Annotated in this window: 15 protein-coding genes; 6 read left to right on the top strand and 9 right to left on the bottom strand. The window is 44.7% G+C overall.

Annotated elements, in window-relative coordinates:
• The first annotated feature begins 56 nt into the window (after positions 1-56).
• From DYADSP32_RS14005 to DYADSP32_RS13995, 3 genes are all read left to right on the top strand, one after another.
• The gene (locus tag DYADSP32_RS14005; RefSeq protein WP_149242151.1) at positions 57-2,570 is read left to right on the top strand and encodes an FtsK/SpoIIIE family DNA translocase; all 2,514 of its coding nucleotides are present in this window, start codon (positions 57-59) and stop codon (positions 2,568-2,570) included.
• 137 nt (positions 2,571-2,707) lie between these two features.
• Complete coding sequence (locus tag DYADSP32_RS14000) at positions 2,708-3,346, top strand: outer membrane lipoprotein carrier protein LolA (protein WP_149242152.1); 639 nt, start codon at positions 2,708-2,710, stop codon at positions 3,344-3,346.
• Between the two features lie 219 nt (positions 3,347-3,565).
• Entirely contained in the window at positions 3,566-4,459 is an 894-nt protein-coding gene (locus DYADSP32_RS13995; RefSeq protein WP_149242153.1) for a mechanosensitive ion channel family protein, read from the top strand.
• A 130-nt stretch (positions 4,460-4,589) separates the two neighbouring features.
• On the opposite strand, the gene ahcY is transcribed toward DYADSP32_RS13995, so the two are convergent.
• The 9 genes from ahcY to DYADSP32_RS13950 all read right to left on the bottom strand — a co-directional run bounded on the left by ahcY (position 4,590) and on the right by DYADSP32_RS13950 (position 18,433).
• Positions 4,590-5,906, bottom strand: coding sequence for an adenosylhomocysteinase (ahcY, locus tag DYADSP32_RS13990; RefSeq protein ID WP_149242154.1), 1,317 nt, complete (start codon positions 5,904-5,906; stop codon positions 4,590-4,592).
• 228 nt (positions 5,907-6,134) lie between these two features.
• Positions 6,135-7,913 (bottom strand): metallophosphoesterase, encoded by a 1,779-nt coding sequence (locus DYADSP32_RS13985; RefSeq protein ID WP_414617758.1) that lies wholly within the window; start codon positions 7,911-7,913, stop codon positions 6,135-6,137.
• Between the two features lie 199 nt (positions 7,914-8,112).
• Entirely contained in the window at positions 8,113-9,687 is a 1,575-nt protein-coding gene (locus DYADSP32_RS13980) for a RagB/SusD family nutrient uptake outer membrane protein (protein WP_149242156.1), read from the bottom strand.
• Positions 9,688-9,707: 20 nt separating this feature from the next.
• Positions 9,708-13,181 (bottom strand): SusC/RagA family TonB-linked outer membrane protein, encoded by a 3,474-nt coding sequence (locus DYADSP32_RS13975; RefSeq protein WP_414617757.1) that lies wholly within the window; start codon positions 13,179-13,181, stop codon positions 9,708-9,710.
• Between the two features lie 202 nt (positions 13,182-13,383).
• Positions 13,384-14,472: a FecR family protein gene (locus tag DYADSP32_RS13970; protein WP_149242158.1), complete on the bottom strand. Its 1,089-nt coding sequence runs from the start codon at positions 14,470-14,472 to the stop codon at positions 13,384-13,386.
• Positions 14,473-14,542: 70 nt separating this feature from the next.
• Complete coding sequence (locus DYADSP32_RS13965; RefSeq protein ID WP_149242159.1) at positions 14,543-15,139, bottom strand: sigma-70 family RNA polymerase sigma factor; 597 nt, start codon at positions 15,137-15,139, stop codon at positions 14,543-14,545.
• Between the two features lie 473 nt (positions 15,140-15,612).
• The gene (locus DYADSP32_RS13960; RefSeq protein WP_149242160.1) at positions 15,613-16,203 is read right to left on the bottom strand and encodes a carboxymuconolactone decarboxylase family protein; all 591 of its coding nucleotides are present in this window, start codon (positions 16,201-16,203) and stop codon (positions 15,613-15,615) included.
• Positions 16,204-16,356: 153 nt separating this feature from the next.
• Positions 16,357-16,908, bottom strand: coding sequence for a peroxiredoxin (locus DYADSP32_RS13955; protein ID WP_149242161.1), 552 nt, complete (start codon positions 16,906-16,908; stop codon positions 16,357-16,359).
• Between the two features lie 217 nt (positions 16,909-17,125).
• On the bottom strand, positions 17,126-18,433 hold the full coding sequence (locus DYADSP32_RS13950) for a UDP-N-acetylmuramoyl-tripeptide--D-alanyl-D-alanine ligase (RefSeq protein ID WP_149242162.1): 1,308 nt from the start codon (positions 18,431-18,433) through the stop codon (positions 17,126-17,128).
• Between the two features lie 130 nt (positions 18,434-18,563).
• On the opposite strand from DYADSP32_RS13950, the gene DYADSP32_RS13945 reads away from it, so the two are divergent.
• The 3 genes from DYADSP32_RS13945 to DYADSP32_RS13935 all read left to right on the top strand — a co-directional run bounded on the left by DYADSP32_RS13945 (position 18,564) and on the right by DYADSP32_RS13935 (position 23,415).
• Positions 18,564-20,792, top strand: coding sequence for a T9SS type A sorting domain-containing protein (locus tag DYADSP32_RS13945; protein ID WP_149242164.1), 2,229 nt, complete (start codon positions 18,564-18,566; stop codon positions 20,790-20,792).
• 290 nt (positions 20,793-21,082) lie between these two features.
• On the top strand, positions 21,083-22,162 hold the full coding sequence (rhaT, locus tag DYADSP32_RS13940) for an L-rhamnose/proton symporter RhaT (RefSeq protein WP_149242165.1): 1,080 nt from the start codon (positions 21,083-21,085) through the stop codon (positions 22,160-22,162).
• A gap of 14 nt (positions 22,163-22,176) precedes the next feature.
• Complete coding sequence (locus DYADSP32_RS13935) at positions 22,177-23,415, top strand: DUF6786 family protein (protein ID WP_414617756.1); 1,239 nt, start codon at positions 22,177-22,179, stop codon at positions 23,413-23,415.
• Positions 23,416-23,442: the final 27 nt, after the last annotated feature.

Raw genomic sequence — 23,442 nt, 5'->3', positions numbered from 1 at the left:
AGTTTGAGTTTACAGGAACGCTTCACACATTTATCAACACATTATTATTGAAATAGATGTCAGTTAATAAACTTCGGGGAAATACGCTCCGTCAAAAAGCCGATGAGAAACCTGGCAAAGCATTTCGTTTTTCATTAGACTGGGAAGGCATTTTTCTAAGCCCCAATGGTACCCTTGCCTGGGGGATATTTTTCATTGTCCTTTCGGTTATACTCGAGGTTTCATTTTTATCTTATATTTTCACGGGTATCACGGATCAGAGTGTTGTGGACAGCCTCGGTCGGCAGTCTATAAGGGATGCGGGGAAACAAACGCACAACCTCCTGGGCTTTCTGGGTGCTATCCTTTCACACGTATTTGTTTATCGGTGGTTTGGCCTTGGTGCTATTTTGCTTCCCATCATTTCTTTTCTGGGTGGCTTGAAAATAGCTTTCCGAAGGGAGCCGGTGAATTTGAGCAGTACTACCAAACAGGTTATTTTCTTCACCATGTGGATCAGTTTGCTGATGGGTTACATCATTCTCATGAGCAATACCGAAAACACTAGAAGTTTTGTGGCAGGTGGAATTGGATACACGCTCAATGTATGGCTTTTTGATTTGTTGAAATGGGGCAGTATTATTCCAATACTGTTTGCCTTGTTTGTCTTTGCAGTTTATTTCTATGATGCCAAAACGGTGTTGGATAGCTGGCAGGCTAACCCGTCAAAAGGAGAGGATAGTATCCTGGAAGCTGAGGAAGCTACTCCAGAAACCGAACCGGTAAAGGTGAAAGAGCGCGAATACGTTTCGGTGGTGAATGATACCTACGATGACGACGTCTTGCCGGAGATAGAGGAGGAGGATGAAAAGGCGGGAATCATGATACAAATGGAGGAAGAGAAATCGTGGGTTGTTCCGCCGATCCAGGTGGTGAAACCGGTGGTAACTACACCTGTCACACCTGTGGTGGTAGCCGACCTTACGCTTGAAGTTGAGGACACTTACCAGGCGCCGATACTCGAGGAAGTTATAGAAGATGAAGATGTCAACGCTTCGATTTTGAGAGAGTTTGGGCAATACGACCATACTCTGGATCTGCCTTCCTATCAGTTTCCTAATCTTGGATTGCTCAGTGAAGTGTTGGAGAATCAACATGAAAAAGTAAGTCAGGAAGAACTGGAAAGTAATAAAATCCGGATCGTAGATACCCTGGGAAGCTATGGTATTAATATTTCAAAGATAAAGGCAACGATCGGTCCGACGGTAACCTTGTATGAAATTATTCCTGAGGCAGGCGTACGTATTTCCAAAATCAAAAATCTGGAAGGCGATATAGCACTTAGTTTAGCCGCACTGGGTATCCGGATCATTGCCCCGATGCCTGGCCGTGGCACAATTGGGATAGAAGTGCCGAACAAAAACAGGGAAACAGTTTTCATGCGTTCGGTTTTATCCAACGAACGATTTCAGAAATCAACGTATGATTTACCTGTGATCCTTGGCAAAACGATTTCCAACGATATCCATATAGCGGATCTCGCCAAAATGCCCCATTTGCTGATGGCAGGAGCCACAGGGCAGGGTAAATCTGTTGGGTTAAATGTAATCCTGGCATCGCTTATTTACAAAAAGCATCCCGCTGAACTGAAATTTGTCCTTGTGGATCCAAAAAAGGTGGAACTGACGCTTTTCAATAAGTTAGAACGTCATTTTCTTGCCAAGTTGCCCAATGCAGACGAGGCTATTATAACAGACACGAAAAAGGTAATTTTCACCCTGAATTCGTTGTGTATCGAAATGGACTCGCGGTATGACCTTTTGAAGGAAGCAGCGGTCCGGAATCTCAAAGAATACAACGCGAAGTTTGCACAGCGTCGTCTGAGTCCGGAGAAGGGGCATCGGTTTTTGCCTTATATTGTTCTGGTAATAGACGAGCTGGCAGATTTGATGATGACTGCTGGTAAGGAAGTGGAAACCCCTATTGCCAGGCTGGCTCAGCTGGCACGTGCGGTGGGAATCCACCTGGTTGTAGCTACCCAGCGGCCATCTGTAAAAGTTATTACCGGTCTGATCAAAGCCAATTTCCCGGCTCGTTTGTCGTTTCGGGTAACATCCAGTATCGACTCACGTACCATTCTTGATATGGGTGGTGCAGAACAGCTCGTTGGGCAGGGGGATATGCTGCTTTCCATTAATTCGGAGGTGATACGTTTGCAGTGTCCATTTATCGACACGCGTGAGATCGAAGAGGTCTGTGATTTCATTGGGTCGCAACGTGGCTATGACGAGGCGTATGCATTGCCGGAATACGAAGGTGAGGATGGCGGTGAGTCCAGGAGCGAAGTCAATACTGAGGATTTTGACCAATTGCTGGCAGAGGCAGCCCGCCTGATCGTGACACATCAGCAAGGCAGTACTTCCTTGATTCAAAGAAAAATGAAATTGGGGTATAACAGAGCGGGGCGTATTATGGACCAATTGGAAATGATAGGGGTTGTGGGACCGTTTACAGGAAGCAAAGCCCGGGATGTAATGTTCCATGATTTGAGCGGGCTGGAAGATCACCTCAGAAGCATGGGCATCAATTAACGAAGCCTGCCGTATAACTAAGAAAATTTAGCTTCATTTTTTTGTATTATTAAACCTGTGTCTTTAATGATGGTCTAATTTTTGCCACAATTGATCGGGGCATACCTTTTTACCATTTTGACTAAAAACCTATGAATATGAATAAGTTTAAATTATTGATTATCAGTTTCCTCTTTACGTGTATATCGGGTTCGCTTTTCGCACAAGGCGATAAGAAGTCTACCGAAATACTGGAAGCAATGAGCAACAAATACCAAAAGATAAAATCCTTTAAGGCGATTTTTACCTACACCCCGGATGGAGGAAAGGCACTGAAAGGTGATGCTACGGTGAAAGGAACAAAATTTCGCCTGAAGATGGCCGGTCAGGAAATTTTCAATGACGGCAAATTGATGGCCACTTACATCAAAGAAACCAATGAGGTGAACCTACAGGACTTCGATCCGACGGCAACCGGCGATCTGGACCCTACCAAGATATATTCGGCCTATAAAAAGGGTTTTAAATATGCGTTTCTTCAGGAACAAAAAGAAGGTAGCCAGGTGTATGAGGTTGTGGAACTTACTTCAACCAGCAAAAACAGTCAGGTGGGTAAGGTGCAGATACATGTGAATAAGAAGGACAGGTCGATTAAAAGCTGGAAAATATTTCAGAAGAACGGTCAAAAAGTTACCTACAAGGTGGATCAGTTCCAGCCGGATGTGGCTGTGGCGGATAATTTTTTCACCTTTAATGCGAAGCAATATCCGGGCGTTGAGGTGGTTGATCTGCGGTAGATAAACCTGCGGAAGAGCTTGAAAGGAGATGAGGCCACGCGGTTTTGTCTCCTTTTTATTTGTATATCTCCTGGTCCGGTATGCCTTCAGGCGAGTTTGTTGCGCACTTTGATTGAAAGTCAGATGAAAAGGTGCAACATTTGCGTGATTCGCCGTTTTATGAAGATGTTGCTTCGGTGAGTATAGGCGAAATGGCGCAAAATTTATTTTCATAAGTATATGATATTCGGACAGATAGTAAAAACGGTTGACCCGATTGCAGGCAAGATTGATAGGTGGTTCGACGCAGGCGTGAGGCTCATTCCTAATGTTTTGGTTGCTATCCTATTGTTGGTTCTTTTTCGCTATCTGGCGTCTTATGGTGGTAGAGTTATGGCCCGTATCCTTGGACGCGCTTCACACAATGTAGGACTGGTGAGCCTTGTTTCGGCCGTAACGCGCATTGTGATTATTATGATTGGGCTGTTTTTTGCTCTGGGGGTTTTGGGGTTGGATAAAACGGTGACTTCGATGGTTGCCGGGGCCGGTGTGCTGGCACTGGCGCTGGGGTTCGCTTTCCAGGATCTTACGACCAATTTTATATCGGGAGCGTTCATTGTCATACAGCGTCCGATAGAAGTGGGGGATGTCATTGAGACAAATGGTTTTACGGGCAAAGTGAAGTCCATCGGCCTACGTTCGGTAAAGCTTGATAATTTTGCCGGGCAAATGGTGGAAATACCCAGTAAAGATATTTTTCAGAAACCGATTGTAAACTTTACCAATTCAGGTGAAAGACGTGTACTTGTGCAGTGCGGTGTGGCCTATCAGGAGGATATGGAGCTGGTGGAGCAGCTTTCGCTTCAGACCATTGGGCAACTTGGTTTTTTAAGTTCAAAACCGGTAGAGTTCAGCTACGTCAGATTTGCAGAGACAGGCATAGAATTTCAGATATTGTTCTGGATTGATCAGCAGAAAACCAGTCCGGGTAAATCCAAAAGTGAAGCCATGAAGGCATTGAAGAAGGCCTTTGACCAAAACGGGATTGCCTTTCCCTTGCCTTCCAAAGCGGGAGATAACCCTACCAAATCGGAGCCCCATCGGGCTCTGCCACAAGCTTCCACTTCGGTATAGGCACCGTGTGGAGGCGGGTTTGTTTGTGAATTGGGTTGAAGGCAAAAACAAAAAAGCATCGCAGGAACTCCTGCAATGCTTTTAGCTTATTTATTAGTGAACCTTCTAAAAATGAAAATTCTTTGACAGATTAATATCTGTAAGTTTCCGCCTTATAAGGACCTTCGATTGTAACGCCGATGTAAGCAGCCTGTTCGTCAGAGAGTGTTTCCAGTTTCGCACCAACGTGGGCAAGGTGGAAAGCAGCAACTTTTTCATCCAATGCTTTTGGAAGTACATAAACCTTTTTCTCGTAAGCAGCCGTATTGGTCCAAAGTTCGATCTGTGCCAGTGTCTGGTTTGAGAAGGAGCATGACATTACAAAAGAGGGGTGGCCCATTGCACAGCCCAGGTTTACCAAACGGCCTTCGGCAAGAACGATAATGTCTTTTCCTTCAACAGAATAGATGTCCACCTGTGGTTTGATCTGAGATTTTGAGTCACCATAGGTCCCGTTCAACCAAGCCATGTCGATTTCATTATCGAAGTGACCGATGTTACAAACAACCGCTTTGTCGCGCATGGCAAGGAAGTGACGATCCGTGATAATCTTATAATTTCCTGTTGCGGTAACGAAAATATTCGCACGAGTTGCGGCTTCGTCCATGGTTACAACTTCAAAACCGTCCATAGCTGCCTGAAGCGCACAGATCGGATCGATTTCTGTAACCAATACACGACATCCGGCTCCGCGAAGAGACTCAGCAGAACCTTTGCCAACATCGCCGTAACCTGCCACAACGGCAACTTTACCTGCAAGCATCAGGTCAGTTGCACGACGGATTGAATCTACAAGTGATTCACGGCAACCGTATTTGTTGTCAAATTTAGATTTGGTAACTGAGTCATTTACGTTAATTGCAGGTAAATGAAGTGTACCATTTTTAAGGCGATCGTAAAGACGAAGAACACCGGTAGTAGTTTCTTCCGAAAGTCCTTTGATACCTTCGATCAATTCAGGATAATCGTCAAAAACCATATTGGTAAGGTCACCTCCGTCATCAAGAATCATGTTCAAAGGTTTACGATCTTCGCCGAAGAAAAGCGTTTGCTCGATACACCAGTTAAATTCTTCCTCATTCATGCCCTTCCACGCATATACCGGAATCCCTGCTGCTGCAATAGCTGCTGCTGCGTGATCCTGCGTTGAGAAAATATTACACGATGACCAGGTAACTTCCGCACCTAGTGCAGTAAGCGTTTCGATCAAAACGGCCGTTTGGATGGTCATGTGCAGACATCCTGCAACGCGAGCTCCTGCCAGAGGCTGAGACGGGCCGTATTCGGCACGGATAGCCATTAGTCCTGGCATTTCTGCTTCTGCTAATGTAATTTCTTTGCGACCCCATTCGGCCAGCGAAATGTCTTTAACCTTAAAAGGAATGTACGTTTCTGTTGACGTAGCCATTATGTACCAGTTTAGTTTGATTTCTATTTAATGTCACAAAATTAAGTAGAAAAACCACGGATGGGAACAATTGTAGATACAAATTGAAGTTATTTGAATTAAATTAGATTTTATATCTATGTGGGGCTCGTAGTGTAGGTTTTTAAAGTGAGTATCTCAATTCCATAACCTTCCCGAAGATATTTTGTCCTTTGCCCTGTTTCGGATTACCCACAAGATCAACCTGTTTTAATACCTGAGACCGACGGTCCAGTTTTTGCTCTTGGCAATGCCTCGATCGCAATCTTTTTCACCCGGGTTGCCGGCTACGTATATTTTTGCTCCGTTGACACTTTTAGGTAAGGTAGCAAACAAGGCATTCATGCCCTCGGTTGTAAGTTGATTATCACAGCAAACCGACCATTGTAGGGCGATATTTTTACTGACATCCAAAGTCTTCAACCGGTTTTCGTAGCAATCCAGTCGTCTCAGTAATGTGTTCATACTAAGATCCAAACTTGTCAAATGGTTCTGATAGCAATTCAGCCAGGTAAGCCCGACATTTTGAGTAACATCCAGATTCGCCAATAAATTACGGTAGCAATACAATTCCGATAACAACGTATTTTTACTGACATCCAAATGATTTAATTGATTGCCACTGCACCACAGCACCTTCAACGCAGTATTGTTAGCTACATCCAGATGCGTCAGTCGATTTTCGCTACAATCCAGCGAGGTAAGTTCGGTATTTTTACTAACATCCAAAAAGGACAATTTGCTTCGCTTACAGTCGAGACTGGTAATATTGTCGCCGTTGATCGAGATCGTATGTGAGGAAGCAATTGGATAGCTATGATTGATCTTTACACCAGCGTCTCTGGTGAGTGTGATTACCTGCTTCCCGGAGCCATCTCCCCAGTCGATCGTTGCCGGGCCGCTTCCTGATAAACGGATGCTTACTCTGGAAGTAGCTTCCGTGGTCATCGTAATCTTATTGCTATTCGCCTTTTTTAAAGCGAAGGAGCCGGGATAGGAAACAAAAAACATCTTTTCTTTGCTGATGGCAGGTTTCCATATATCCAGTTCGCGGCTATTGTCGTAAAGCTTCAAAATCCAGGAGTCGAACTTCCGTTGCCCTTCATACAATTCAATAACCCTGGCCCCTGAGCCAAGTTCTCCATAAATCTGCCGTCCGGTGGCCTGACCGAATGCAAGACAAATATCATTTAAGCAGCCAATGTAATTATTGTTGTGCTCGTGCCCCACAAATACGCCCATTACATCTTTACATTCCTGCATGGCTGTGTAAAGGTTTGAACGAGCACTACCCGAGGCTGGCATTGCGTCCAAATTCATGCCGATGGTGGTGCTTTTTCCTATAACCTGATGGAACTCAGGAAAGGGTATATGGAAAAATGCCAGGGACGGAAGTGGTGTTCCGCTATTTTGTTTGGTAAAGGCAGCACTTTGTTTCCTGTACCACTGTACCTGGCTTTCATCCATCCACTCATAGGTTTTTGGGGGCTTCTCTCCTGAATCTAAAACATAACAGACGGCCGCGGTTTTTTTGGACTTTGATGATTGAATAGCCAATGCGTAATTTCCTTTTCCTGCCAGCTCTTTCGGTCCACTTATTGTGAGGTTATAGGGCAACCCAACAATGGTGTTCATGGTCTCTTCCTTCGTAATTTCGTACTCAGCGTCGTGGTTCCCCAGACTCGCCGCCCATGGAACCTTCGCTTCAATCATTACCTGAGCCACTTTCAGCCAGGCCTTCTTTCTGTTGTCTGACCCGACAACATCGCCGGTAACGATCACCAGATTGGGCTTTTCTCTTTCAATAACCGCTTTCATCACTGCCAGTGTACTGTCTGACCGATAGGAATCATATTGTATATGCGTATCGGTAAACTGAACAATTTTAAACCGGGACTGCGCATTGAACTTCAATACGGGCTTTTGCTGCGCGCTGGCAGTAAAAAATGTAAAAAGAATGAGACCAATGGTAATAAATGGCTTTTGCATTGTGATAAGAATTAGGTTCTTAAAACCGGTTGTTTCATTGAAATTTGGATGACATTGCATTTTGCTAAATTGCCTTGAAGCTCGTCGGGCCGCGTAGGTACAACCTGCGCGGCCCGTGGCCTTGCGAGCAAGGGCTAAAATTGCCTTTGCAGCAATATTTTAATTCGGACTATGGGCTCATTTATAACCCGGGTTACCGCTATTTGTAGGATTGATTTTGTTGCTGCTCAATGAGCGGTACAGACCAGTAGTATGCGGAATAAGGTGCCACGACTGGCGAAAAACGAGCCGGATCTCTGTCGCCTATTCCCAATGGCAACCGTAATCCTAACAAGTAATACGTGCGGTCGCCATGCTCACTGGCCAATTCTTTGGTACGTTCATTGTGAATATCGCTGGCGGTAATCTGAGCCGCTGTAATGTCGCTCAATCCTGCGCGCTTCCTAACCACGTTCAGGTCCTGTGCAGCCCCTTGTGTATCTCCGGCATTAAAGCGAAGAATGGCGCGGGTGAGGTAGATTTCAGCCAGTCTAATCATAGGCCGGTTGGAATGGCGACCGCTGGATGAGCGGAAATATTTTTCGACCCATACTTCTGGCCGTGCCACCTTACAAGTTGCATTGGGATCACCGCCAACAGCTCCGTATTCCTCATAACGCTTATACAATTGCGTATAACGTTTGTCCTTCTTTGCCTCGGGGTTTTCAGCGTAATTGCCCTTAAGCCCGTCGGCCATCCATCCAATTTCTTTCAAGGCTGCGTATCCCATTGTGTAGGTGGAATAATCGCCTCCCCTGTTATTGTTGTTATAAAGATTTTTTCCATAAATACCCGGTGTGCGGTCAAATCGGGTACTTGGGCTCACGTAAGCGGTTTCCCAGATCACTTCCCGGGCATTTGGCGCTCCTGTACGATTAAACGCGACAATTGGATCTTCGGAAAGATCGTACATGGAACTGCTCAGTACTACATCACATTCGGCTTTGGCTTTTGCGTGTTGCCCGGTAATGAAATATACCCTGGACAACATGCCGGAAGCGGCAAATTTGTTGGCCCTTCCTTTCGGTTGGGTTTCGGTTGTAACATAGCTTTCAGGCAATAATTCTTTTGCTTTTTCGAGATCGCTCTGTATCAGACTCCAGACTTCTGCAACCGTCCCTAAATAAGGTTCTTTCAATCCTTCTGCTGTTTTGACATAGTCCGTGCGTAAAACGAAATGACGGGTATCGTTAGTCCCTTTTGGATCGAAAGGAGGAGCATATAATCTTGCAAGATACCAATAGGCTACCCCGCGCATAAAATACAATTCACCTTTATAACGTTTGACAAGTTCGCGGTCGGCATTTACCATCCCTTCAAAAGGATCCCTTCCTTCTTTCTCCGCATCATTGAGCAACTGTAGTGCGGCATTATTATTGGTGATGATATAATACAGGAATTTGAAAGTCTCTGCCACTTCCTTATCCGATGGCGCAGTAGCGTAGGTGCGATTATAATATTGAGTCGCATAATTGTTTCCCTGAATGGCTTCTGGCAATAACCTTACAATGTCCGATTGCCCAAACTGAATCATTGACAACGATCCCATGGGGTTGAACCAAGGGTCATTGGACAGGTGGAGATATCCTTCCCTAACTCCCAGTTCCAGCTCCTTCGCGTTTTGCCATGGGAACTGAAAAGGCCTTTCCAGTTCAAAATAATTGTTACAGGAGGATACCCAGAATGTGGTAAGAAAAATACAGCAGGTTTTGATAATCTTATTATATATTTTCATGATTTACTATATTTTGATAGTTAGAATTTAGCACTTACGCCAACGGAGAAAACCCTTGACTGAGGCATTTCAAGAGCAAACACGACGCTGCTTAACGAGCCGTCAATGATATTCACCTCTGGATCATATCCGGAGAATTTTGTGAACGTAAGCAAATTGGTTCCACTCAAATAGACGTAAACCCCCTTTATGCGGCTGGTCTCGGTTAGCTTTACAGGAATGTTGTAACCAAATTGAAGGTTTTTGAGTCGCAGGTAATCACCCTTTTCCAGATACAGTGAGTTGGGGGTAATGTTTTCGCTGCCATACTGCACCTGGACATTGGAAGGACTCCCGTCGCTGTTATAGTAATAGCTGTTGCCATAAGTGGTCATGGGATATTTGGTATTATCTCCGGGCTTTTTCCAGGTATCGGTGAGTATTTCTTCTGAAAGCGTCAGCAACCCGGTATTGGGTGTCATCAGACTTTGTCTTAGTCTGTTGTAGATGTAATGACCGGCTGCGAAATTCCAGAACATATTCATGTTAAACCCTTTATAGGTAACATTCGTGTTAAAACCACCAGTAATCTTCGGAATCGAAGTTTTGCCGGCGAGAATCATCCTGTTGGCAGTCTGGTTGGTAGTGGTAGCTGGTATTATTTTGCCCGTGCGACGCGTGGTGCCGTCTTCCTGCTTTGCGATTTCATAAATCATAGGGATACCCTTTTCGGCGTCTACGCCTGCATAATCAGCCATGTACCAGTTGGCCAATGGCAATCCTGTTTTGATGATTTCGCGCACCGTTTCTGACGGAAATATGCCATTTCCAGTATTGTCCAATTCGGGTGTAAGTGCTAATACTTTATTCCGATTTGTTGCGAAATTTCCGCCAACTCTCCATTTGAAATCTTTTTTGGAGATCAGCAAGGCGTCAATGTCGAATTCTAATCCATAACTTTTCATATCACCGATATTCTGCCAGATCGAATTGCTTTGTTGTATGCCTGCGGAAAGCGGAACCGTCGCTTTAAGCAACATATCTTCCACTTTTTTGTTGTACCAGGCTACGGAGCCATTGATTCTATTTTGGAACAGACCAAAGTCGATGCCAAAGTCAACGGTGCTTGTCGTTTCCCATTTGACATTCCGATTACCTATGTTGGTAAGCATTTTAGAGTTGGTCAATTGCAGCGTGCCGTCGCCGGAACGGTTACTCCAGATATCTCCCGTGATTCCCGTAGGGATGTTTGTATTCCCGGTTTGTCCATAGCTACCCCTGAATTTCAACAGATTAATTGCATCGAAGTTGAAAAACTTTTCTTCTGAGATAATCCAGCCCAACGACCCTGATAGGAAAGTAGCCCAGCGGTTTTCATTAATAAATTTCGAAATCCCGTCGCGACGCATACTCAATCCCGCATAATATTTCTCCTTAAAATTGTAATTAGCTCTTCCAAAAATCCCCATCAGATAAGTTTCGTTGCCCAGGCTACTACTACCTGAGAGCGTGGTGGGCGTACCTATTTCATGAAAAGTCCCAACCAATCCAATGCCCGTCAGATTTGTAGAATGGGATCGTGCCCGTGTGCCTTCCACACCAGCTACCACGTTCACATTGTGATCTCGGAAAGAAGCGTCGTAATTTAAATAGGTGTTGTAGTTCAGTGTGGATGAGTTTATTTTGCTTTCCTGAGCGCGGCTTCCCAGTATGCGGACTTTTTCACTGATCCATGACGTTGCCTGGCTATTGATGTAATTCATTCCCAGTTCACCGTGTAAGACAAGGCCATTGACCGGAAGCTTCAGATCGGCAGTAAGTCCTGTCAGGAGGTTCAATGCTTTCAGGTTGTTTTCAGAATGTATGCGGTCCATACTGGCAAGCGGATTGACCATTGATTGTGGGTTCCAATATCCATTGACACCGTCTGCGTCGTAGACTTTATACCATGGAAGCGCATTGGAGTTTACTTGACCCCAACCTCCGGCACCTTGCTTGCCGTCACCAGAGCTTATTCGGTTATTATCCGTGTAAGATGCCAGCATTCTATATCCTAATGATAAGCTGTTGAGCAGGTTATGTTTAATATTGAAATTGCCGGAAAGCGTTTGCATATCTCCGAATTTGAGATTGCTATTGTCTTTCCTGTAATTCAGCGATAGATAGGAGTTGGTTTTTTCCGAACCATTGCTCGTGGATATCCGGACGTCGGAAAAGCTACCCATCCGGCTGATTTCGTCGGCCCATCTGGTGTTGGTGTTCATGGCTTGTTCTCTTGTCATGGAAGCCTGGTAAGTGTCCAGCTGCCCCAGGCTCTGAACAGGCTCATACAAGCCAGATAAGCGACTGTTGCCTCGCACGAGATCCATAATCTCCACAAATTCCTTACCCGAGGCGATCCCGATGTCTGTTTTCGTCCAGTTGCTTACTCCTGCACGAATATCTACGTCAAACGTACTTTTTCCTTTTTTCCCACTCTTGGTGGTAACGACAATGACGCCATTGGAACCACGCGAACCATAAATGGAAGTGGCCGCCGCATCTTTGAGTACCTGCATGGATTCAATATCTGCCGGATTGATCATCGAAAGAATATTCTGGTTGGTAGACCCGTTGAAATCTGACCCAATGGCACCGGTTACAATAGGTATCCCATCTACAATCCAAAGAGGATCTGTATTCGATGATACGGAATTAATACCACGAACTTTCACCTGTACAGGTGCTCCGGGAACACCCGTTGAAGTCACCATGACACCTGAGGCCATACCTTGCAACGCCGCATCCATTGAGTTAGGTTTGAGTTTTTGGAGATCGTCCGATTTTAGCGTTGCCACTGACCCCAGAATGTCTCTCTTTTTCATCGTACCATAACCCACTACAACTACTTCTTCAAAAGATCTTGATGACGGTTTTAAGGATAGGTTAAGATCTTTGTTGGATCCAGTTTCTATTTCCTGGCTATCGTATCCTACAAATGAAAATACCAGTATTGCAGTAGTATTGGGCAGTTCTATCGAGTATATGCCGTTCACATCGGTGATGGTTCCTGTTCCCGTCCCCTTTACCAGGATACTGACGCCGGGTAGTGCATCGCCTTTTTCGTCCGTCACTTTTCCTGATACTTTAGTTTCAGTGGGAGAAATGCTGCTTTTATCCATGGAATTGATCAATGCGTCCTGCTGAGTCTTATTTTTCTTCATCAGGATGATGTACTTTCCTGAGACCGCGTAGGTCAGGCCTAAAGGAGTGAGAAGCTTATCCAGCACCAAGGCAAGCGGATCGCCATTAGCAACCAGGGAAGTCTTTTCATTTTTATGGATAATAGCAGGTTCGTAGCTAAACTTTACATTCGCCGATTTTTCAATTAGGGACAGCGTGGTGCGGATGTGCTGGTTTCTAATCTCAAATGATACAGGACGGGTTAACAAATCCTGAGCCAGACCATCCTTAGCCATGCTCATTCCTAAGGTCAGAAGGACCAGAATAATGTGTATGCCGGAGAATTTTAGCATGACGAATAAGATTTTAAGAGGTAAATGTTCTTTTTGCATACCTTTGATACGTTTTGATTGTTCGTGGAAATGTGAATAGGCAAGACATGTCTCCCCCTTCTTGCCAAAGAGGTTTAGGGAGGCGATTTTGGAAGTCAGCAATGCTGCAACATTGCTGACTTTTTTCTTACAACTTTATATCATATTACGTTGGGGTTAAGGTTTAAGAATCGGGTTTGCTGTTCGTTTCTATAATGATCTTCGCATCAACAATTTGATAGCTCATTCCCATTGTATTGCATACGATGTTCAACTTTTCGTAGAGGCTTTCGTTGCCGAGATTTACACGGAGGGTCCGGTTTTCTACCAATTCCAAATTGTAAATAATCTCTACGCCGTAAGCGGTTTGCAGAGAATCGAAAACCTGCTTTAACGGGGTGTCGTTAAAATCGAACTGAATGTTCTTTTCACCGGGCAAAACGATGGGCTTATCCACCAATGTCTTGGTGAAATGCTGCTGATTTCTTGTGAATTCTGCTTGTTGATTGGCCGTAAGGACTACTCCACCTGTTGCTGCATTTTGATCCAGATCTTTCTGAGCAAAAACGGATACCTTGCCCGTCGTTACGGAAACAACAACAGATGGGTCAGCGTGAAAGGCCCGTATCCGAAAACTTGTCCCAAGTACCTTTGTGACGGTCTCATTTGCGTAGATCAGGAAAGGATGGCTTGCGTCCTTGGCGACTTCAAAAAATGCCTCGCCTTTCAACTGAACAATGCGCTCTTTTGAGCCAAATTTTTTAGGGTAGATCAACCGGCTGTTTTTGGCAAGGCTTACCCTGCTTCCGTCTTCCAGATAGATTTTCAATACATTATCGGTTCTGTTGACTTCCTCAAAGATGCGATCCTTACCCTGTGCAGCTAAAGCCTTTGGCAATGTATCCCGGGCTCCTAAGGTCGCCGAGAGCTTGTAAAAACCAATAACGGCTACACTTGCTAACAAGATGGAGGCTGCAATCTGCCACCTGGATAGCCTGTTCCAAAACGTTACTTTTTTGGGCTCAACTCTATTTTGAATTTCTCCCCAAATGGATTGTTTCAAATCCGTATAAAGTTCTGTCGCGTTTTCGTCAGAGTTTAGCTCTTGTACAAGGAATCGGGCAGCCAGGATTTTGTCTGTCTGATGAGGATTTTCGCTAATATATGCTTCCCAAAAGCCAGGTTGTCCGGAATTTTCACCGAGTACCCATTTTTGGAAAGATTCGTCAAAAGCAAAATCTTCTATTTCGTATTTTGAATAGTCCTTGGACATTGGCTAAACCTTTGGTTTATTACCAAGTGCAGAAACCGACTATTTTTAGTCCATTTTTTTTAACTTTTTTTCAAAAAAACGAAATCAACAGCGGTAGAAAGCTGGAAAGGTGCATCATGTCGCGGAGCGATTTGAGTGCTGTATAAATGAACTTACAGGCAGATTGGTAGTTGATGCCCATGATATGCGCCACTTCTTCGTTGCTCATGTTATGGAAGTAGCGGAGTTGTATTGCCTCGCGCTGACGCTTCGGCAGACCATTGATGGCAACATGCAATTGCCTGGACTTAAACGAATTATATTCGTCTTGCAGCATAGCCAGTTCGAAATTCTCCTCGTGTATCTCACAATGAATATGATCCAGAGTGTCTTCACTTCGTGCCCCCAGATTCCGGACGATCTTGTAGCGGAGTGATTTCAGCAAATAAAAACGGATGGAATTGACATCAGTGAGGTTGCTTCTCTTTTCCCACAACTCGACGAAAAGATCCTGGATGCAATCTTTAATTACATGCTTGTCATTGGTTATTTTGAACCCGTAACTGATAAGCGGGATAAAGTGCCTTTCGTAAATATTCGCAAACGCCATTTGGTCTCCCTGCTTAAAGGCAGACCAGAGATCCTGGTCGCAGACCTTATCGTTTAAGGCAGAACTGAGGTTCTTCATTTAGATGCGTTTCTATTTCTATCTTCAAAGGTATATATTTTGTATATTTTTAGGAAAAAATTGTTATGAATGAATTGTTAAGAATCAGCCAGGGTGCCTAAAGCAGGTAGGGGTGGTCCATAACTAGCTTTCTGTCAGTATGGTAAGTGGGATTGAAAAAAAACAGGGGATAAGTATGACAGGGGCGTTTTCCGGACTATGGCCGTTGCGGAGGCTAATGATCTTATGGGTCGTAGATAAGCCAGGCACTGGGCCGCTATACATTAATCCTCACAGTATTACCTTTGAGCGGTTGCCATTCACAGCCAAACGGTTGGGGATTGTTCAGTCGCCCATGTTTGGAATATTCACGAGATAATTTCCTTTCGCATAAGGAGGAGATTTGGTAAAATATTGGTGACTTAATGATTTGAAGAAGAGGTGTTTAATGAAAAAGACTTGCCAGGTTTTTAGAGCAAGTCTTTTTCATTCTGTTAAACGAGTACCGAAAAACTCTTGAATATGGCGCCGATACGAACGCTGTCAAATATACGGGCCTGAGAACCGCCGTGGTTTAATACGGACTGCTCGTGCGAAGTGACGCACATTTCGCAACCGTTCAGCGCTGAGACAACGAGGCTTAACAATTCAAAAAATTCTTTTCCAAGTACCGGATTCACCATAATGCTCATTTTGATGCCTGCCGGTGCTGTATCGTAATATTCCTTGTGCATAAAATGCCGGAAACGATAGAAAACGTTATTCGCATTCATCAGGGACACACATGCCGCTACTTCCGCAATTTCTTTTTCTTCTGCACCTTCTTGTATTGCCAATTCTTCAATGGCAGAGATGAGTGCTGCATTTTTTTCATTGATGGCTACCGACAAAGCGATCAATAGTGATTCCTTCCGGTTGATGTTCTGCGATTTCAGAACATTGCTCAAATTGATTTTAAGATCTTTCAGATACCTGTGATCCAGTGCTGCCAGTTTGTTGATCAGCACACTTTCAAAATCAGCCGGTAAATTAACTTCTTTATACAGAGAATCTTTGGTATTCGCTGTTGCTGCAAATGGATACATTTTGATAGAGTTTATGAGTTTGAAGTTTATGAGTACCTAATTTAGACACTCATAATCTCATCAACTCGTGAATACTGGTTTAAAGTTTATGAGTCCATGTGCAATGATCGGTCACTCACCATTCATAAACTAATGAACTCATAAACTTATAAGCTATGCTAACGTAGCTTCACCTTTCACCCAGTTGCAAGGGCAAAGTTCGTCAGTTTGAAGCGCATCCAATACACGGATTACTTCATTAACGTTACGACCAACAGAAAGGTCATTTACGCTTACCCAACGAATGATTCCCTGAGGATCAACGATGTAGGTTACACGGTAAGCGATTTTTTCGTTTGCTTCAAGAATTCCAAGCTCTTCTGCCAATGATTTTGAAGTATCAGCAAGCATGGGGAAACGAAGATCGCGAAGATCGTCATGGTTTTTGCGCCATGCAAGGTGAACGAATTCGCTGTCGGTAGATGCACCGATCAGGATTGTATCGCGGTCTGCGAAGTCATCAACGTGTTTGCCGAATTCGGCAATTTCGGTTGGGCAAACGAAGGTAAAGTCCTTTGGCCACCAGAACATCACCATCCATTTCTCGGCATTTTTATGATCCTCAGAAGTAATGTCGTAAAATTCATTTCCTTTTTCAAGAGAAACTACTGAGGTTTTCTTGAATTCCGGGAATTGCGATCCCACCGATAAAAGCCTGTTAGCCATGATTGTCGTAAGTTTATTAATTGTACTATTTTGTGTTGCAAACTTACGATACCACCTTGCTTATGCCAAGGATTTGCATGGTACTTTGAAAGGAAAGACTTGTTTTAATCAAATGAAATTGTTTTTTCTTATAAAAAAGGAAACCATATAGAGAATGTCTATATGGTGATCAATTTGTACTATATGAATATAGCGGTAATTTATAAAATTAAAACAACTACCCAGGCATAATACCGAGAACACTTTCAAGCGCCATGCCCCGGGATCCTTTGATGAGAAAGTGGGCATTTTGCTGAGGATTATCCATCACCCAATTGTGCAGGGAAAACTTGTCGGGGAAGTAGTATGCTTTGGGCAGGGCGGGTAGGGCATGTTGCATCAGATTTCCAGCCAGGATAACAATGTCGAAATTCCTGGCCGCTATTCGCCTGCCAAGTTCAAGATGTTCGTCGGGAGCGGTTTCACCCAGTTCAAACATATCGCCCAGTATCACGATCTTTTTTGAGGCATTCAATTGAGCAAAGTTGTCGATAGCGGCCGCCATGGAGGACGGGTTGGCATTGTAGGCATCCATTATGATGGTATTGGTTCCCTTTTTTACAATTTGAGAGCGGTTGTTGTCCGGTAAGTAATTGGAAACGGCTTCGTATGCATCTTCGTCTGCTACTTCAAAATAGTTACCTATTGCCAGAGCTGCACAAATGTTATCAAAATTGTAAGAACCGGGAAGGTGAGTCGTTACCAATTTTCCTTTGTTGCCTTTAAACTGCACAAACGGAGTTTCGCTGATCAATTCCGGGTGTACAGGATTGTTTTCGGAACAGTAGAAGATAATCTCTCCAAATGCTCGTCTTTTGCTGGCCATTTCCATCACGGTCTCATTTTCGACATTGACGAATACGGTTCCTTTCTTTTTGGACAAATAATCAAAAAGTTCTCCCTTCCCTTTGATGATGCCCTTTAATCCTCCAAATCCTTCTAGGTGTGCTTTGCCAATATTGGTGATCAGCCCATGGGTTGGCATTGCGATGCTACACAACAACGAAATTTCTTCCTGGTGGTTAGCGCCCATCTCAACCACCGCCATTTCGTATTTTGAAGTGTCAATGGAAAGAATCGTCAGCGGAACACCGATGTGATTGTTTAGATTTCCCTTTGTTGCATAGGTATTGTATTTCATTCCCAAAACGGCGGAGATGAGTTCTTTTGTCGTGGTTTTTCCGTTTGAGCCGGTCAATGCAACTACCGGGAATTCAAAAGTCTTCCGATGCGCCCGTGCCAGATCCTGGAGGGCCGCAAGCACATCCGCTACCAGAAGGAAGCGCTCATCAATAGCAACCGATTCGTCATCAACAACCGCGTAGGATGCTCCTTTATGCAGCGCATCGGCGGCATATTGGTTGCCGTCGAAACTGTCGCCTTTCAAAGCAAAGAAAATGGAATCCGGCGTAATTTTTCGGGTATCAGTGGAAATCGCGTGTCCTTTTTTATAGATATTGTAAAGCGCTTCGGTGGAAATATGCATGGATGTAGTTCGGTATTGAATCAAACAGATAAACTAATGGTACTTTGGCTCAATCAAATGGAATATTATTTCGTTACGATTAGGACGCAGGCCCGTTGTGAAAACAAAATTAATAGATTAATCTTCAGTGATGCTTACGAAATATACGCTCAGTCTTTTCTTTATCTTGATTATTTCACGAACCCAGGGTCAGCAGGCGTGGTTTCGGTTGGATACTACAACGGTATTGACGGCCAACGGCAAGAAACTGCTTAATCCCTGGGCGGGGGGGCTCAATGCGTCACAATTTTCGAAGATGTTTCTGAATGCCGATGCCATCGAGGATCTTGTTGTCTTTGACCGCACAAGCGGAAGCGTTACGACCTTCCTTGCCAAGGAAGATGCCACTGGGAAAATGAATTTTATTCATACACCTTATTACCAGTCATTTTTTCCTGCTTTTGAAAACTGGATGATCCTGGCCGACTATAACAAGGACGGTTTTAAGGATCTCTTTGTGAGTACTTCATTGGGTATAACGGTTTACCGGCAGATTCGTAATGGGGAAACCTGGTCCTGGAAACTGGAAGCCAATGCGTTGTACTCTCAAGGGTTTACCGTTCCGATAAATCTACAGGTTTCCGGAGCCGACATCCCCGGCATTGTAGACATAGATGATGACGGAGACCTGGATCTGATCACTTTTGATTTTTCAGGTAGCTTTATCGAACTGCACCAAAACCTCAGTATGGAGAAGTACGGGGTGCCAGACAGCCTCGGTACAATCGCTAATCCGGTCTTTAAACGTAATGGCGATTGTTGGGGGAATTTTAGTAAAAACGATACCGAAACGGGTTTTGTTTTTGGCGTGGATTGTGGCGTGAAGGAATATGCGGGCAGCAGGGTGTTGCATGCTGGGAACACGATACTGCTACACGATATGGATGGTGATGGCACAAAGGATCTGCTGGTGGGGCATGTTTCCAGCGAAAATCTGTCGATGATTAAAAATTCTGAAAAGGGAATCATCGCCAATTTCACAAGCTCTTTGAATCGGTTTCCTGTAGCGGATCCTGTTTTGTTTCACATATTTCCGGCAGCTTTCATGGAAGATGTCGACTTCGATGGTGTCAAAGACCTGCTAGCATCTACCAATGTGGCGTCTAATGACAACAACCTGAGCGATTTCAGATCTTCTAACTGGTATTACCATAATTCCGGAACCAGTAACGTACCCAAATTCACCCTCGTCCAGAAAAATTTCCTTCAGGATCAGATGCTGGATGTTGGAGAAAATGCTTCTCCAGCCTTCTTTGATGTGGATGGTGATGGTGATTTGGATATGATCATTGGTACCGGAGGCATGCCAGGGATTAATGGATTCCGCGGCGCGTTGTGGTATCTGAAAAATACCGGAACGGCCAAAATGCCACAATACGAGATGTCATCCGAAAATTACCTGGATCTTCCCCGTACTTTTGACGCGTACAACTTTAAGCCTCAGTGGGCCGACTATAATGGCGATGGGGTACCCGACCTTGGCTTCTCATCGGTGTCGTTCAGAGGGTTGTCGTTTTCCTATATTCCCAATAAGGCCAGGCTCGGCGAAGCTGTTCAGTTAAGTCTTCAGGATGCGGTGGTGATCACATTACCTTCGGAAACGCTCACCGGTGAAAGTCCATTTTTTTATGATGCTGATGGGGATGGTGATCTCGATTTGCTGGTGGGGAAGGCCCAGGGAAATATCAGTTATTATACCAATACCGGTACCGCCCTCAAGCCGGTTTTTAAACTCGAGACGGAGTCCTTCGCAGGAATCCCCACAAGCTTTGAGGGTAGATCTGTGCAGGTTTCGGTAGCGGACATCGACCTTGACGGCCGGGCGGATCTGCTTACGGTAGATCAGTCGGGCTTATTGAAAATATTTCACTCAGGCGACTGGGGCAAATGGACACAACGTGAAAGTTTGCTGATGGAGCGCGACGGGAAAGGTACTGCGCTGAAATTTGGCAAATATTTGTCCGTCGCCGCTGGTGATTATACCGGTGATGGCAAACCCGACATTGCCATTGGAGGCAATCTCGGAGGCGTGCAGCTAATCAGCAACATCTTACCTATTAGCATAACAGGCGTGGAGCCGGAACCAGGAAAGCGGTTAAATGTTTACCCGAATCCGGCCCATGGACTAATCAACATCCATTCTTCGACCAGGGGGTTAATCAATGTTTATTCCGTAAACGGGGTAGCGATCATGCAAAACATCACCATTGGCGCCAATACAGAACGTGAGTTGTCGACACAAACCTGGACGCCCGGCCTGTATATCCTGGAGTTGAAGCATGGAGAACAAAGAGAGGTTAAAAAAATTGTTGTCCGCTGATGGCTCACCCTATTATTCCTTGCTCCTCGCCAGTGGCTATCAGCCCAAAAGATGATCGGGCTGAGAAAAATTAAGAATTTTACCAGAAAATCACCAAAGTTTCTTGTCTCTAACAGTCAAATAGTTAGCTCTTTTTTCATGGATTCTTTTCCTACGGCTGTCATATTGAGGTGGTTGCGAGCAGTATGGTACAGGATGATTGCCTTTTAATGAGAAAGCAATTTGCGTGGGGCTATATGATCGTTGCGCCATGGGAAATTGAACAGCTCTAATATTAACCAGGATCGTCCATGCAAGCACTCTTAGGTGTAATTTTTCATTTTATCGGCGGGTTTGCCTCCGGGAGTTTTTATATTCCTTACAAAAAAGTAAAGGGCTGGGCCTGGGAAACCTATTGGATTGTAGGCGGGCTATTTTCCTGGCTTATTGTGCCACCCCTGGCAGCGTATCTTACCATCCCGAACTTTACTGAAATCATTGCCAATACGAATGGGGGAATCCTGATTCTCACGTATTTCTTTGGTGTCCTGTGGGGCATAGGTGGGCTTACCTATGGCTTGGGTGTGCGTTATCTTGGCGTTTCACTAGGAAGCTCCATCATCCTTGGACTTTGTTCTGTATTTGGGGCGCTGATACCCTCTGTTTACTACCAGTTCAATCCGGTGGCTGGTAAGGATTCTATTTCAGATCTTTTCACGAATAGCTGGGGGCAAATGGTTTTGCTTGGTTTGCTTGTGTGTGTAATCGGAATAATTGTTTGTGGCATTGCCGGATCAATGAAGGACAAAGATCTGAAGAGTAACGGGTTGGTCAAAGATGACAAAACGGAATTCAGGATAGGTCTTGGTCTCACCGTTTCTATCATATCGGGGGTGTTGAGCGCCTGTTTTGCATTTGGGATCGACGCGGGGAAAGTGATGGCCGAAGAGGCTAACGAAGTATGGAAAGCGGCTAATCCGGGTCAGGGGGAGTTTTTGTTCCAAAATAATGTAACCTACGTGGTCATTCTTCTGGGTGGATTAACAACCAACTTCATTTGGTGCATGCTCTTAAATGCCCGGAACAAAACCTTTGGTAACTATACCGACCAGTCTACACCACTTCTTTCCAACTATATCTTCTCAGCACTGGCCGGCACGACCTGGTTCATGCAGTTTTTCTTTTATGGAATGGGTGAAAGTAAATTAGGTAATGGTCCCAGCTCCTGGATATTACACATGGCATTTATCATTTTGGTTGCCAATAGTTGGGGGCTCATATTGAAAGAATGGTCCAATATCCGAAAAAAGACCCTGACCACGATCATAGCCGGAATATTGATAATTGTCGTATCTGTATTGATAGTGGGTTACGGAAATTACTTACGATAGTGATTATCATTCCTATGATGCGGACGAAAAGTTTAACGGTGGTTTTGATGATAGGGCTGGTTCTTTCGGCCTGTCAGAAAAACGCCAGCAATGATCAGAAAAAATTGGAACAAAACACAAAAGGGTCTTTTGGAAATGACCTTGCATTTTTACAAAATCATAAGGAGGTTGTCGTCCTGATGGCTCCCGACAATCCGGAAGCGAAAGCAGTGGTTGTGCCAGCCTATCAGGGTCGGGTAATGACGAGCACGGCAACGGGGTCCGGTGGGAATAGTTATGGCTGGATCAACTATGACTTGATATCCAGCGGGGTCCATCAGCCGCACATGAACGCGTTCGGTGGGGAGGAGCGGTTTTGGCTTTCGCCGGAAGGGGGGCAATTTTCGGTTTATTTCAAAAAAGGTCAGGCGTTTTCTTTTGAAAACTGGCAAACTCCCGCATTGATTGATACCGTTGCCTATCAGGTGGCAGAGTCCGACAATTCTTCCGTTGCATTGACAATCGACGCTACCATTACCAACTACAGCGGAACGGATTTCCAAATTAAAATTGACCGGAAAGTTTCAATGCTGGGACAATCGTCAGTACTCACGTCATTGGATATTAAGGACTTGGGAAAATGTAAGAGCGTGGCCTACGAAACAGTGAACGCGGTCACCAACAAAGGGGCTGCCTGGACACCCGAAAAAGGAATGCTTGGTATCTGGCTACTGGGCATGTTCAAGCCTACAGATAGGACTGTAATCGTTGCCCCCTTTAAGAGCGAACACGATACAAAACCTGCTATTACCGATAATTATTTTGGTAAAATCCCTGCCGACCGTATCGCTGTACGGGATTCGGCACTTTTCCTCAAAGCAGACGGGAAGTTCAGAAGTAAGATTGGTATTGCACCAAAATCCGCAAAAAATGTAGCAGGAAGCTATGATGCCGAAAAAGGTGTTCTCACCATTATTCAGTACGACATGGATCGGGGAGAACGTTATCTTAAGTCCAGTTGGGAGTTTCACAACGATCCTTATGCCGGAGACGTATTGAATGCCTACAATGACGGGAAGCTGGATGATGGAACGCAAATGGGGCCGTTTTATGAACTGGAATCCAACTCATCTACCCGCGCTTTAAAAACCGGAGAGACGCTCATCCATCGACAACGCACCTATCATTTTGAAGGCGATGACGTAGTGCTTGATGTAATTGCTAAGAAAGTTCTTGGTGTAGGACTGAGTGAGATCATGTCCGTGTTTGAATAGGCATCGGACTCGCCTGGGTTTTGGTAA

Source organism: Dyadobacter sp. 32 (genome assembly GCF_902506755.1).
In the GTDB taxonomy this organism is placed as follows: domain Bacteria; phylum Bacteroidota; class Bacteroidia; order Cytophagales; family Spirosomataceae; genus Dyadobacter.
The sequence above is the reverse complement of the archived record's forward strand: the minus strand, read 5'-3'. Positions and strand labels throughout refer to the sequence as shown.